The organism is Faecalimicrobium dakarense (assembly GCF_000499525.1).
GTDB classification, from domain to species: Bacteria; Bacillota; Clostridia; order Peptostreptococcales; family Peptostreptococcaceae; genus Faecalimicrobium; species Faecalimicrobium dakarense.
On record NZ_HG529374.1, the window covers coordinates 1 to 13,875 of the forward strand.

Consider the following 13,875-nt stretch of genomic DNA (forward strand, 5'->3'; position numbering starts at 1 on the left):
ATTTAATTATTAAGTTTATTATGTATAGATTTCATTAGATTATCTTTAATTTCACTTCCATCTAATAAAAGTTCCTCACATTCTTTGCTGTAGACTTTATATAGTTCTTTATTTTCAAGACTCATTAAATTTACCTTTACATTTAATATGGCTCCTTCTAGACCACTATATAGCATTAATGTTCCCACTCCAATATCTGTTATAGCATTTTGATTTCCATATTCAGTTAGATACTCTAGTAGTTGCAATGCTTTAAAAGATAATTTAGCAGTTTTGAAAGGAACATCTATAGAGAATAAAGTTGCATCTTGTATAGCAATTTTTCTAGCCTTAATTTCATCATCTGTATTTTTAGGCATTTTCATAGCTTTCATAACTTCATTAAATGATTCAGTATCTTTATCTATAAGTTCTATTAGTTCTTGTCTAATATCCCCAAGCTTATTGAACTTTTCTACAAACTCTGTTCTTACTTTTTCGTCTAAAGCTTCATATTTTTTCTTCCCAAAGCTTAAGTGTGCCATCATTCTAGCAAGCCCTATACCTATATTACTTGATAGTGCAGCTACTGACCCACCACCAGGTGCTGGGGAATTAGAATCTACTTCATCTGAAAAATCAGATACAGTCATATCCACTAATTTCATATTTCTCCTCCTATATTGTATTGTTATAAATTACCCCTTTATTATCTACTACTAAAGTTCCTTCTTTGTAAACTTTATTTACATGATTTATGCCAAAATGATACATTAAGTACTCTATATTAGGAGCATCAAATACTACTAAATCTGCTTTTTTTCCTATTTCTAACGAACCAATTTCATCTTGCCTATCAATTGCATATGCTGCATTTATAGTTACCGCATTTAATACTTCATTTGGCGTCATTTTTAATCCTAAGCATCCTAGCTGCATTACAAATTGTAAGTTTTCACTTGGACAGCTTCCTGGATTATAGTCACTAGATAAAGAAACAGGTACTCCCAGTTCTATCATCTTTCGTGCATTTGCATAATCTTTATTTAGATTAAATGAAGTTGCTGGAAGTATATTAGCTATTACTTTATTTTTGGCCATCATCTTTAAGCCGTCTTCACTTGCTGCCATTAAATGATCTGATGATATACACCCTAATTTAGCTGATAACTCCGCTCCTCCTAATGAAACTATTTCATCTGCATGAATTTTTAACTTATATCCCATTTCTTTAGCTTTTGTTAGTATGTATTCACCTTCTTCTATAGTAAATACACCTTCTTCACAGAATACATCACAAAATTCTGCTAAACCTAATTCTTTTACCCTAGGCATCATCTCATTTACTATTATATCTATAAACTCTTTATGATTTTCTTTATAGTTTTTTGGAATTGCATGCGCTCCTAAAAATGTATGTACTAAATCTATTGGATGATTTTTATCTAAATCTTTTGCAACTTTAAGTTGTTTAATCTCTGTTTCTAATTCTAGTCCATATCCGCTTTTAGACTCTGCTGTTGTAACTCCAAGTTCTAGCATTCTATCTAAACTTTTTTTAGCTTTAGTGTACAATTCTTCATCTGTAGCTTCTTTAGTTGACTTAACTGTACTAAGTATTCCTCCTCCTTGCTTTAGTATTTCTATATATGGTACACCAGATATTTTTTTAGAAAACTCATTTTCTCTAGAACCACCATGAACTAAATGTGTATGAGAATCTATTAAACCTGGAGTTACCAAAAGTCCATTTGCATCATCTATTTTAGTGTGTGAATCTATTAATCTTTCATAGCTATTTTTAGTACCTATTTCTGCAATCTTACCATCACTTATAGCTATATATGCATCTTCTATTACTTCTAGATTATTCATTTCCTCGCCAGATTTTGGACAACCAAAACTTTTACATGTAGCCAATTTGCCTATGTTTTTTATAATTAAATCTATTTTCATATCTCTACTCCATTAAGCTAGTTTCTAAAACTTTATCCATACTAAAATTTTCTAATCCCAAGTAATATGATGCTACATCTATTAATGACTCCATTGGGCAAAGACCTACTATCTCACTTCCAACTACATTTACACCATATCTTTTAGCTTCCATCTTTACAGTTTCAAAAGCTCTGTACATACTAGTTTTAGTATAATCAGTTAAATTCATAGTTACTTGAGTTATTCCTCTTTCTGGAACTTCTACTGGCCCTGCTTTTATGTATCTATATCCACCACTTGAAAATCTTATAGTTTTAGCTATACTTGCTGCTATTTCTATATTTGTAGTATCAAGATTAATATTATAAGCTATAAGAGGTCTTCTAGCACCTATAGCTATTGCCCCTGCACTAGGATGTTTCTTAGCTTGCCCAAAATCAGGTTTCCAGTTTGGATCTTCTAATTTTTCATCTAACCCTTCATATTGCCCTTTTCTAACAGTAGCTAAATTTTCTCTTTCTTGTTTACTAGCTGCATTTTCATATAAAAATACTGGTATTTCATATTTTGAAGCAACCTCTTCACCTAATTCTTTAGCTAATCCTATTGCGTCTTCCATTGTCATATCTTTTATAGGTATAAATGGGCATACATCTGTAGCACCAAATCTAGAATGCTGACCTTTATGGACATTCATATCTATAACATCTTTAGCAACACCTATAGATTCTAAAACTGCATTTTTAACTTTTTGAGGGTCACCTATAACTGTAACTACTAATCTATTATAGTTTTTATCTGCCTCGTAGTTTAATAATTTTACTCCTTCTTTTCCTCTTAATGGATTTATTATTTTTTCAATTTTATCTAAATCTTTACCCTCACTAAAATTAGGAACACATTGTACTATTGCCATATTTAGACCCCCTTATATTTAAATAAATATATTTGCTAGGCAACTTATTTTTAAAGCTACCTAGCAACTATATAAAATTCTTGCCTTATTAATACTATTTATTTACTTTGATTAAAATTATAAATTTTCTATTGTTTCATTAATTAAATTATCATCAACTATATATGGAAGCGTTATATGATCTTTTCCTTCACTCATTTTGTTGTACTCTATTACTGTAGATATAGAGTTTTCATTTCTAGCCCAAGCACGTCTAGCAACTCCACTCATAACATCCCAAGGCATTGAAGTTCTTAGTATATCATCAACTCTTTGAGAACCATCTAGAACCATTCCAAATCCGCCATTAATAGATTTTCCTATACCTACACCTCCACCATTATGAAGAGCTACTAAACTCATTCCTCTAGCACAATTTCCTGCAAAACAATGAGTTGCCATATCAGCCATTATATTACTTCCATCTTTTATATTTGAAGTTTCTCTAAATGGAGAATCTGTACCTGATACATCATGATGGTCTCTTCCTAACATAACTGGACCTATTTCTCCTCTCCTTACCATATCATTGAATTTTAAAGCTATATTTGTTCTTCCCATAGCATCTTGATAAAGTATTCTCGCTTTTGTTCCTACTACTAGTGCATTTTCTTTAGCATCTCTTATCCAAGCCCAGTTATCTCTATCTTGGTATCTTCTATTTGGGTCAATTAAATCCATAGCTGCTTTATCAGTTTTTATTAAATCTTCCTCTAATCCACTTAAACAAACCCATCTAAATGGACCATATCCATAATCAAATAATTGTGGACCTAATATATCTTCAACATATGATGGGAATATAAAACCATCTTTTTCATCTATTCCATTTTTAGAAATTTCGCTACATCCTGCATCATAAACAGCTTTCATAAAGCTATTTCCATAGTCAAAGAAATATACACCTCTATTATGTAACTCTTTTATAGCTTTAAAGTGTTTTATAAGAGTTTCATCAACTAATTCTATAAACTTATCTTTATCCTCTGATAATAGTCTTGTTCTTTCTTCAAATGTAATACCTTGTGGGCAATATCCTCCATCATAAACAGCATGGCAAGATGTTTGGTCTGATAATAAATCAATATATATATTATTTTCTATCGCATATTCTAATAAGTCTACTATGTTTCCATGATAAGCTATTGCGCAAGGCTCTCCTTTTTTCATACATTCATAAGCCATATCAAATGATTCCTTGCAAGTATTAGCTACCTTACTTACCCATCCTTGAGTGTATCTAGTTTCTATTCTTGAGTAATCAACTTCTGCTATTATTCCTACTCCACCTGCAATTTCTACAGCCTTACCTTGAGCCCCACTCATTCCTCCTAATCCTGATGTTACAAATAATTTGCCCTTTAGATCTGAGTGTTGATCAACGCCTAGAACTAATCTACCTGCATTTAATAATGTTGAATATGTCCCGTGAACAATTCCTTGAGGACCTATATACATCCATCCTCCAGCTGTCATTTGTCCATAGTTAGATACACCTATTGCTGCAGCTCTTTTCCATTCTTCTTGATTATCAAACATACCAATCATAAGACCATTAGTTAATATAACTCTAGGAGCATCTGGTTTTGATTTGAATAACCCAACTGGGTGTCCTGATTGAAGTACTAAAGTTTGATCTTGAGTTAGTACCTTTAAATATTCTTTTACTAAGGCATACTGCATCCAGTTTTGGAATACTTGACCTGTTTCTCCATAAGTCACTAGTTCATAAGGATATAAAGCTATATCAAAATCTAAATTATTATCTATCATAACTTGAAATGCTTTTCCTTCTATGCATTTACCTTCATAATCATCTATAGAAAGCCCTTTTAAATTACCTTCTGGCCTAAATCTATATCCATAAATTCTTCCCATTGACATTAATTCATCTAAAAATTCTTTAGCCAATTCCTCATGATGTTCTTCTGGTATATATCTTAAAGCATTTTTTAATGCCAGTTTAATATCTGAATCAGATAGCTTTGCTTCTCTTTTTGGTGCTCGTCTTATTCCTTCTATAAATTTTGGTATTTCTTTAGGTACATAATTTAACTTTATACTCATAGAACCTTTGATTTCTTCATTTAGTATATTTAATGTTTTTTCCATATAAATATCTCCTTTTGTTTAACTTAAACTTTCAACTAATAATTCTTCATCCATTAAAAGCTCTGATTCTATAGCTTTTTCAACTGCTTCAACTAATAGATTTTTCTTTATTAAATCTTCTGATATATTTATATCTTTATACATTACTCTATCTTTATCTACAAATGGAGTATTTTCTCTAACTACTCTATACGCTGCTTCAGTCCCTATTCCTAGTTTTTTCTTACCTCTTAAATCTATAGCCTGAACAGCTCCTAATATTTCCATAGCTAGTACTTTTCTTGCGTTTTCCATTATTTCTCTTGCTTTCCTTGCTGCTATTGTCCCCATAGATACATGGTCTTCTTGATTTGCTGATGATGGTATTGAGTCTACACTTGCTGGATGTGCTAAAACTTTGTTTTCTGATACTAGTGATGCTGCACTATATTGAACTATCATAAATCCTGAATTTAATCCACCTTTATTTACTAAAAATGCTGGTAGTCCATGGCTTAATGCTGGGTTTACTAATTTCTCAAGTCTTCTTTCTGATATGTTTGCTATTTCTGATAGAGCTATTCCTAAAAAGTCAAAGCTTAAAGCCATTGGTTGGCCGTGGAAGTTACCTCCTGATATTACTTCTTCTTCTTGTGGGAATATTATTGGGTTGTCTGTAACTGAATTAATTTCTATATTTATTTTATTTTTTACATATTCAAGTGCATCTTTACTAGCTCCATGAATTTGTGGCGAACATCTTATTGAATATGCATCTTGAACTCTCATTTGTCCTTGTTTAGTTGTCATTTCACTTCCTGATACTATATTTAGTATGTTTTTAGCAGTATTAATTTGTCCCTTATGAGGCCTTACTGAGTGTACTTTTTCATCCATGGCACAAGTTATTCCATTTAATGCTTCCATAGTCAAGCCTAATGCTATATCTGCAGTTTTTAAAAGATTCATTGAATCATACAAAGTAAGTAGCCCTACTGATGTCATAACTTGTGTTCCATTTATTAAAGCTAAGCCTTCTTTCTCTGATAAATACTCTAATACATCTATACCAGCTTTTTCCATAGCCACTTTAGAATCTAATCTCTCGCCTTTATAAATCGCTTCTCCTTCTCCTAACATAGTTAAAACCATATGTGATAAAGGAGCTAAATCCCCTGATGCCCCTAGGGATCCTTTTTCTGGTATTATAGGATGTATCCCTTTATTTATCATATTGACTAAAGTTTGCAAAGTTTCTATTCTAATCCCTGAATTTCCTTTTGATAGAGCATTTACCCTTAATAACATAATTGACCTTACAATATCTTCACTTAAAGGATTACCTACACCACATGAATGACTTATTATTAGATTTTTTTGGAGTTGTTTTGAATCTTCTTTTGATATTGCCACATCTGAAAACTTTCCAAATCCTGTAGTTATTCCATAAGATATTTTTTCGTTTTCTACTAAGTTGTCAACTAAATTTCTTGCTATCTTTACTTTATTTATAGATTCTTCACTTAGTACTACTTCATAACCATTTCGGCAAACGTTAACCACATCTTCAATAGTTAAGCTATTGCCATCAATTAATACCCTTTTCATAACAGACTCTCCCCACCATTATTATATTTTTATTTAAATTTCCTCTATCACTTTAACCATTTCTACAAATATGTTTACAATCCTCCCTATAATTTTATATTTTTAACTATAAAAAATATGACATCTGTAGGACACAGATGTCATATGATTATTTATTTATACAAATAAATCAATTAATGTAAAACTTACTTATTAAAATATTAGTTCCCGCTAATTCTAAATCCTTGTGGAAGTGGATCTTTCGGGTCTAATACTAACTGATTAAATCCCATAATATGAGATATTCCAGATACTTCTGTAATAACAGCATCATAGTCTCCAACTTTAGTCTCTGAAATAACTTTTCCTTCCATTGGCGTATCAATTATGCTTTTGTTTATAAAAATTTGATCTTTACTTAATTCTCCTTTAGCATAGTGAATTGCTACTCGCCCACCTGTTCCAGATCCAGTTGGAGAACGGTCTATTTGTCCTTCTGCAAATATACAAACATTTTTAGTTAAAACTTTATCTCCTTCATCAACTACTGGCTCATAAAAAATTGTTCCATATAACCAGTTAATTCCCGGTTCAGTTGGATGATTAAATTCATATTTAGCCATTACTTTATGTTTAATTTCCATTCCGATTTTAACTAATAAATCTGCATCTTCTGGTATTACATTTAGATTTACTTTAGTAACATCTACATACACATAAAATGCTCCACAGTAAGCTATATCCCCAACTATTGTTCCAATTCCATCTACTTCAACTTCAATGTTTTCCTTATAAACGAAGCAAGGAACATTTTGAAAAGAAACCTTTTCCACTATTCCATTTTTAACATGCGCATTAGACTCAACGCGTCCACAAGGAGCATCAATTTTGACTAGATTTTCTCCTTCTTTTGCAGTAAGCATACCTACTTCAAAAGCAGTTTTTGTAAGACCTATCGTTGCGTGCCCACACATAGAACTTAAACCTTCATTATGTGTAAATAAAACTGCAAAGTCACCATCTTCAGTTACAGGATCGCATAAAATACAACCATACATACCACTATGACCTCTAGGCTCAAGCATAATCATTTTTCTTAAGTCATCATAATTTTCTAAAACATATTTTCTCTTTTCTAAAATAGTTTTTCCTGGTATTTTAGGAAAACCTGAAGTAACTATTCTTGTAGCTTCTCCCCCCGTATGTGTATCTATGCAATTTATAAGATTTTTAAATTTCATCATAATAATACTACCTCCATATCCCCTATATAGTTATTTTTTACTTAACTTCATAACCAACATTCTTTTCTAATGCTGTTTTATAAATTCTTTCAGCTACAATTAAGTCAAAAATCGCAATTCCAACTGATTTAAAGAATGAAGTTGAATTTTTAACTCTATCTTTTTCTTCATCTGAAGTATGTAAAATAAAGTCACTAAATCTTTTTATATTATTTTTATCAAGTATACCCTTATTCATTGGCTGTATCAGATCTCCAGATTCTTCTAAAGCAATATCAGCATCTATATAAACTGAATCCAATAGCGGATATAGTGCATCTGGGAATTCACGCATATTAGGTTTATAAGAGCCTATACCAATAAAATGTTTTCCTTTAAGTAATTCTGGATTTTCCGGTAATGTCGGAGATGTTGCTGTAGTTGTTGTAATAATAACATCTGATTTATTTAATAGGTCTTTAGAATCATTACAAATAATAATCTCAACATCCAATGATAACTGTTTTTGTAATCTTTCTACAAAACTTTCTATATTCTTTGAATATAGATCAAAAATATAAATCTTTTCAAAGTTTCTTACTTGACATGCATAAATTAATTGATAAAATCCTTGAGCTCCAGCCCCTATTAGTCCAACACTTTTTACATCTTCTGGCGTAGTATGTTTAATTCCTACACCACCAACAGCTCCTGTTCTTAGCGCAGTTAATGTTTTCCCATCCATCATACAAGTTGGCTTTCCTGTTTCATAATCATTTAAAAGCATAAGTCCATCTAAAGAAGGAATACCATTATTTACATTTTCAGGGAAAATAGTTAAAATTTTAGTCCCGAAACTCTCATCTACAAAGCAAGGCATATAAAGTAGTGTTTTATTTTTGTAATCAACATGAAAACGATCTGGCATATAGTAATTTTCATCATTATATACTTTATAAGCATACTCAATTGCATCTAAAATATCTTTATAAGAGACAATCTTTAAAATATCATCATTATTTATAACTAACATTTTATTACCTCCTCCTCTATGATTTAGTTTACTATTTACAATTTCTAAAGTACATTTAGTATATTTTTTTGATTGATAATAAAATTATTTTTATATTTGTAATATTATATTCATTGTTATGTATTGTCAACATGATTTTTAATGAAATCCCTAAAATAATTTCATTATAATGAATTTATTTTTATTAAAATGAATTGACTTGTAGTATTTCATCTATATACAATATAAATATAAGTAATTGTGAAATATTAAATAATATTGTTGAGGAGAGATTTTATGGATAATAAAACTATTCAATCAAAAAAGACTACCAATGATTATCAAAATAATTCTTTAGAAATACGTAAAGAGGTTAGTAAAGGAACATATTTGTGCCTTCTTTTTGTAGTTGGTCTTAGTACATATTTTGGGTCGGTCATGGGTGTCGGTACGATGTTTAGCGTTATTATGAAAACTGCTCATGATTTATTACTAAATACCGCTTTTTATATTATGGGCGTTGCAGTATTAGCTGGTGCCCTATCTTCTGTGTTTTCTGAGTTTGGTGTTACTGCTCTAATTAATAAGATAATATCTCCAATAATGAAGCCTATATTTGGATTACCTGGCGCTTCTGCTCTAGGAGCTATAACTTGTTATTTCTCAGATAACCCTGCAATTGTACCAATTTCTAAAGATCCGGCTTATGCAAAGTATTTCAAAAAATATCAATGGGCTACAATGGTCAATTTTGGTACTACTTTTGGTATGGGTATTATCATCTCTGGTGGTATTCTTGGAATAGAATCTGGTAAGTTTGCTTCTAGTGTTGTTATAGGTACTATCTGTGCTATTATTGGTGGAATAATAAGTAATAGAATATTAATGCGTTATACAAAGAAACTTTATGGTAAAGATGCTGAAGTTGATCAACAATATCTAGATGCTCAAATAGTAAATGTAGAACCTGGATACCGTACAATTAGAAGTGGCAGTCCATTTCAAAGAGGATTAAACGCAACTTTTGACGGTGCAAAATCTGGTGTAGATTTAGGATTAAGTATTATACCCGGAATATTAATTTTCTGTACACTTGTAATGATGTTAACAAATGGTCCTAGTATCGTTGATGGAAAAGAAGTTTATCTTGGTGTTGCTTATGAAGGTACTGGTCTTCTTACTCTGATTGGTGACAAAATTTCTTTCCTACTTACTCCATTATTTGGTTTCGCAAATTCAGCAGTTTTAGGGCTACCTTTAACAGCATTAGGTGCTTGTGGTGCATCTATAGCTGGTGCTAAATCTTTAGCTGAATCAGGCCTATTGAATTCTCACGATATGACCGTTTATTTTGCAATTGCATATTGCTGGGCTGGTTTCCTTTCTACTACAGCTAGTATGGCTGATAGCTTAAAAGTAAGAGAAGTTACTACAAAAGCAATGATTGCTCATTTAATTGGAGGTCTCTGCGCAGGTATAATTGCAAATTATATGCACACTCTTCTTTTCATGATGTTTTAATAAAAAAAGACTGATATAGTATAAAACACTACATCAGTCTTTTTTTATGTTTTTAGGGTAATTAATACTTAAAAATTTCACTGTTTTATTAGTTTTATTTAACCAGTTATGATTTTTATTAGAGGAATAGTATATTGAATCTCCAGGATATAAACAATACTCTTTATCATCTAAAACTAAATCTAAAACACCTTCCAAAATGTATAAGAATTCTTCACCTGCATGATTAAAAGTAGATATTTTTTCTTCTTGTTTATTTGGAAGTATCTCTATTAGCCTTGGTAAAAAGGATTTATTTTCAATATCAGTTGCTAAAACTTTATAAATATGATGGCTGTTTAGTATTTGAATGTTATTTTGTTCGTAGCTTCGAATTACAATTGAATCATTTTTAACTGATTTTTCAAAAAAGAAACTTAAATCTACACCGAAAATGGATGCTATATCCTCCAAAGAGTCAATTGCAATTGTAGTCATCCCTCTTTCAAATTGAGATAAAAACCCAGAAGAAAGATTTGTTTTCTCTCCTAACTCTTTTAGAGTTAATCCCTTTGCATTACGAAGTTGCTTAACCTTTTCTCCAATATTTTTTATTGTCAACACCTCTTTTTTTATTTTCTAATATATAATATCATAATAAAACACGATTTAATACACACTATATCCAAGAAATTATACTACTCTAGTATTATCTTAAAGATATAATATCATTGTAATCAAAAAGCATATTGCTAATTAGCAATATGCTTTTTTGAACTTATCTTAATATATTTTAAAGTATTATATTTTTTCTTTCTATAACACTTTCTCTTTCTACTATTCTATATGGTAATTCTATCTTTTTACTTTCTAATTGTTCTTTATTTATCATTTTTATTACCATTCTTATAGCAACTGCTCCGATATCGTATAACGGTTGATGAACTGTAGTTAATTTAGGTCTATACATTTTAGCTATTTTTACATCATTAAATCCAGCAACTGATATATCCTCAGGAACTCTATACCCTGCATCACATATAGCATTTATTGCACCGATTGCAGCTTCATCTCCTGTTACAAATGCAGCATGTGGTATTATTCCTTCATCTAACAATTCTTTCATACTCTTATAACCAGTTTCATAAGTTGTTCCACCGTATTTTATTAAACTTTGATCTAACTTTATTCCTTTTTCATTTAAAGCATCTTCGTAGCCTGATAATCTTTCCATTTCTAAGACAGTATCATCTTCACTTGTCATCACAAATGCTATTTTTTCGTGACCTTTATCAACAAGATACTTAGTCATATCATAAGTAGCTTCTTTATTGCTAGTACTAACTGTATGTATATCATAATTTCTAGCAGTCTTACTTATATATGTTGCTGGTATACCACAATTTTGAATATACTCTATATGATCTTGTTCTACTTTCCAAGATATCATAACTATACCTTCTACTTGTTTTGCTCTTAATAAGTTTATACTTTTTAATTCTTGTTCTTTATCAGAGTATGTATTTGCTAAAAGTATATCATAGTCATACATTTTTGCTACTTCTTCTATTCCATTTAGTATCTCATTTACGAAAGAGTCAGATACTTCTGGAACTATTACTCCGATTAATTGACTTTTTTTAGTTACCAGACTTCTTGCAAGTGGATTTGGAATATATCCAGTTTCTTTTATAACATCTAAAACTTTTTGTTTTACTTCATCCGTTACGGGCTTTGAATCATTTATAACTCTAGATACAGTAGATATAGAAACTCCTGCTTGTTTTGCAACATCTTTTATAGTTATATTAGTTTTCATTTCAAATCCCCTCCTTTTTTTATTTATTGATTTATTTAAAGTTATAATAAGTTTAATTAAAACTCTATTTTACCATAAAATTTCTATTATATAAATACATTAAAAAGATATTAATTATGTAAAACCTTTTCATAGTTTAATTATTAATTTACATCCATACTTTTATACATAAATATTAATATTATTATAACAAAAAGCGTTGGTATTTAATACCAACGCTTTTTTATTACTTAATATTAGCAGCATCCATCGTCAAATAACCCGCCACAAGAACAAGTTATTAATAATAATATTAAGAAAGGTATCCATGCCATGATGTCTATATCAGCCCAGCAATCTCCAAAAGCTAAGAATAAGAAGAATAATACTATTATCCACCAAGCACCTGCACCAAAACATCCATCTCCAAAGAATCTATCTAACATATAAAAGCCCTCCCATTAATAAAGAATTTATTGATAAATATGTTAAATAATATTTACCACTGGTTAGCAAATTATATATTTCACTAACCATTACCATAATATATAATATGAAATTAATTTGATTTTGTTACTAAAGCTCTAAATTATTAATCCCATATACCACAGCTACAAAGTATTAATAATAATATTAAGAAAGGTATCCAAGCCATTATGTCTATATCACACCATGTATCTCCAAAAGCTAAGAATAAGAAGAATAATATTATTATCCACCAAGCACCTGCACCAAAGAATCCATCATCACCAAAAAATCTATCTAACATTTTGCTACCTCCTGTTGATATTTAATTTTGAGCTTTCGCTCTTAAGATATAATATGCAACGTATATAATTTGTGATAGTGTTTTTTTGCTCTAAATTTAATTTTTAATATTCAGAAAAGTAAATCTAAAAAAAAACAAAAGAAGGTGCAATTTGCACCTTCTTTTGCTTTACTTAATTAGCATCCGCAGTCAAAACTATTGTCTAGGCATCCACAATCATCATCGCCTAAGCCGCAAGAACAAACTATTAGTAGTAATATTAAAAATGGAATCCAATCTGTTATACAGATTTCAGACCAGCACTCTTGGAAAACTAAGAATAGGAAGAATAATACTATTATCCACCATCCGCCTCCACCGAAACAATCAAATACTCTACTTAATTTATTACTCACACAAATCCCCTCCTAATATATAGATACTATAATTTATGTAAGTACTTAGCTGTTATTAGGTTATTTACCTTCTCCATACTATACTATGTAAGTTTTAAAAAAGTGTTATTATTTTTTATAAATTTCTAATAAAAATTTGATTTACTTTAATAAAAAAAAGAGGCTCTACCTGAGCCCCCCTTAAATGCTATTAACAACAGCATCCACCATCAAAATCAAAATTAGTTAAAAGTAGTATTAATAATACTATCCATATTAGAGCCATATCGTCGCAGAACAACCATTCTATAAGGTCATCTCCTAATAGAAGTATTGCTCCTAGTATTAGTAGTACTATTATTCCTAGTCCACCTCCACCAAATATACCTCCACCAAAGAAACGTTGTAAGCTTTGCTCATTTGACATTTTAATGCCCCCTTTTTTATTTATAGGCAATTATCATTTCTACCTACTTAATAAATATTATGTATTTGTGGCTTAAATTGTTACTTTTTATTGTTTTTTAGTTATATTTTTTTGCTTGTACTATTTTTACACAAAAAAAGAAATCACTAGGATTTCTTTTAAACTAAATATTAACAACAATTATCATCAAAATTAAATAATAAAAGTATAATTAATATAATC

14 protein-coding genes are annotated in these 13,875 nt (G+C 30.2%); 1 reads left to right on the top strand and 13 read right to left on the bottom strand.

The features are described from left to right. Positions 1–2: 2 nt before the first annotated feature. The 7 genes from BN899_RS12355 to BN899_RS12385 all read right to left on the bottom strand — a co-directional run bounded on the left by BN899_RS12355 (position 3) and on the right by BN899_RS12385 (position 8,806). Complete coding sequence (locus tag BN899_RS12355; protein ID WP_042275793.1) at positions 3–647, bottom strand: cyclodeaminase/cyclohydrolase family protein; 645 nt, start codon at positions 645–647, stop codon at positions 3–5. Between the two features lie 10 nt (positions 648–657). Beyond that, complete coding sequence (gene hutI, locus BN899_RS12360; protein ID WP_042275796.1) at positions 658–1,935, bottom strand: imidazolonepropionase; 1,278 nt, start codon at positions 1,933–1,935, stop codon at positions 658–660. A gap of 4 nt (positions 1,936–1,939) precedes the next feature. Further along, a complete protein-coding gene (gene ftcD / locus BN899_RS12365) occupies positions 1,940–2,833 on the bottom strand; it encodes a glutamate formimidoyltransferase (protein WP_042275798.1) in 894 nt (297 codons plus the stop codon). A 117-nt stretch (positions 2,834–2,950) separates the two neighbouring features. After that, positions 2,951–4,984 (bottom strand): urocanate hydratase, encoded by a 2,034-nt coding sequence (locus tag BN899_RS12370; RefSeq protein WP_042275800.1) that lies wholly within the window; start codon positions 4,982–4,984, stop codon positions 2,951–2,953. An 18-nt stretch (positions 4,985–5,002) separates the two neighbouring features. Continuing rightward, entirely contained in the window at positions 5,003–6,571 is a 1,569-nt protein-coding gene (hutH, locus tag BN899_RS12375) for a histidine ammonia-lyase (RefSeq protein ID WP_042275802.1), read from the bottom strand. A 200-nt stretch (positions 6,572–6,771) separates the two neighbouring features. Beyond that, positions 6,772–7,794 (bottom strand): proline racemase family protein, encoded by a 1,023-nt coding sequence (locus tag BN899_RS12380; protein ID WP_242824171.1) that lies wholly within the window; start codon positions 7,792–7,794, stop codon positions 6,772–6,774. Positions 7,795–7,831: 37 nt separating this feature from the next. After that, on the bottom strand, positions 7,832–8,806 hold the full coding sequence (locus BN899_RS12385) for an ornithine cyclodeaminase family protein (protein WP_042275803.1): 975 nt from the start codon (positions 8,804–8,806) through the stop codon (positions 7,832–7,834). 276 nt (positions 8,807–9,082) lie between these two features. On the opposite strand from BN899_RS12385, the gene BN899_RS12390 reads away from it, so the two are divergent. Further along, positions 9,083–10,306: a CD0519/CD1768 family membrane protein gene (locus BN899_RS12390; protein WP_042275805.1), complete on the top strand. Its 1,224-nt coding sequence runs from the start codon at positions 9,083–9,085 to the stop codon at positions 10,304–10,306. Between the two features lie 33 nt (positions 10,307–10,339). On the opposite strand, the gene BN899_RS12395 is transcribed toward BN899_RS12390, so the two are convergent. The 6 genes from BN899_RS12395 to BN899_RS12415 all read right to left on the bottom strand — a co-directional run bounded on the left by BN899_RS12395 (position 10,340) and on the right by BN899_RS12415 (position 13,653). Continuing rightward, entirely contained in the window at positions 10,340–10,909 is a 570-nt protein-coding gene (locus BN899_RS12395; protein ID WP_042275806.1) for a helix-turn-helix domain-containing protein, read from the bottom strand. A gap of 169 nt (positions 10,910–11,078) precedes the next feature. After that, a complete protein-coding gene (locus BN899_RS12400; RefSeq protein ID WP_042275809.1) occupies positions 11,079–12,104 on the bottom strand; it encodes a LacI family DNA-binding transcriptional regulator in 1,026 nt (341 codons plus the stop codon). 236 nt (positions 12,105–12,340) lie between these two features. Beyond that, positions 12,341–12,529, bottom strand: a complete 189-nt coding sequence (locus BN899_RS12405; RefSeq protein WP_042275812.1) for a hypothetical protein — start codon at positions 12,527–12,529, stop codon at positions 12,341–12,343. Between the two features lie 146 nt (positions 12,530–12,675). Further along, the gene (locus BN899_RS19295) at positions 12,676–12,852 is read right to left on the bottom strand and encodes a hypothetical protein (RefSeq protein ID WP_147568554.1); all 177 of its coding nucleotides are present in this window, start codon (positions 12,850–12,852) and stop codon (positions 12,676–12,678) included. Positions 12,853–13,028: 176 nt separating this feature from the next. Then, positions 13,029–13,247 (bottom strand): hypothetical protein, encoded by a 219-nt coding sequence (locus BN899_RS12410; protein ID WP_042275815.1) that lies wholly within the window; start codon positions 13,245–13,247, stop codon positions 13,029–13,031. Between the two features lie 190 nt (positions 13,248–13,437). Then, a complete protein-coding gene (locus BN899_RS12415; RefSeq protein ID WP_042275817.1) occupies positions 13,438–13,653 on the bottom strand; it encodes a hypothetical protein in 216 nt (71 codons plus the stop codon). Positions 13,654–13,875 lie beyond the last annotated feature (222 nt).

Bases quoted from the DNA above. Each gene is read 5' to 3' on its own strand.
- BN899_RS12355 (WP_042275793.1), bottom strand. From the start codon at position 647: ATGAAATTAGTGGATATGACTGTATCTGATTTTTCAGATGAAGTAGAT.
- hutI (WP_042275796.1), bottom strand. From the start codon at position 1,935: ATGAAAATAGATTTAATTATAAAAAACATAGGCAAATTGGCTACATGT.
- ftcD (WP_042275798.1), bottom strand. From the start codon at position 2,833: ATGGCAATAGTACAATGTGTTCCTAATTTTAGTGAGGGTAAAGATTTA.
- BN899_RS12370 (WP_042275800.1), bottom strand. From the start codon at position 4,984: ATGGAAAAAACATTAAATATACTAAATGAAGAAATCAAAGGTTCTATG.
- hutH (WP_042275802.1), bottom strand. From the start codon at position 6,571: ATGAAAAGGGTATTAATTGATGGCAATAGCTTAACTATTGAAGATGTG.
- BN899_RS12380 (WP_242824171.1), bottom strand. From the start codon at position 7,794: ATGATGAAATTTAAAAATCTTATAAATTGCATAGATACACATACGGGG.
- BN899_RS12385 (WP_042275803.1), bottom strand. From the start codon at position 8,806: ATGTTAGTTATAAATAATGATGATATTTTAAAGATTGTCTCTTATAAA.
- BN899_RS12390 (WP_042275805.1), top strand. From the start codon at position 9,083: ATGGATAATAAAACTATTCAATCAAAAAAGACTACCAATGATTATCAA.
- BN899_RS12400 (WP_042275809.1), bottom strand. From the start codon at position 12,104: ATGAAAACTAATATAACTATAAAAGATGTTGCAAAACAAGCAGGAGTT.
- BN899_RS12405 (WP_042275812.1), bottom strand. From the start codon at position 12,529: ATGTTAGATAGATTCTTTGGAGATGGATGTTTTGGTGCAGGTGCTTGG.
- BN899_RS19295 (WP_147568554.1), bottom strand. From the start codon at position 12,852: ATGTTAGATAGATTTTTTGGTGATGATGGATTCTTTGGTGCAGGTGCT.
- BN899_RS12415 (WP_042275817.1), bottom strand. From the start codon at position 13,653: ATGTCAAATGAGCAAAGCTTACAACGTTTCTTTGGTGGAGGTATATTT.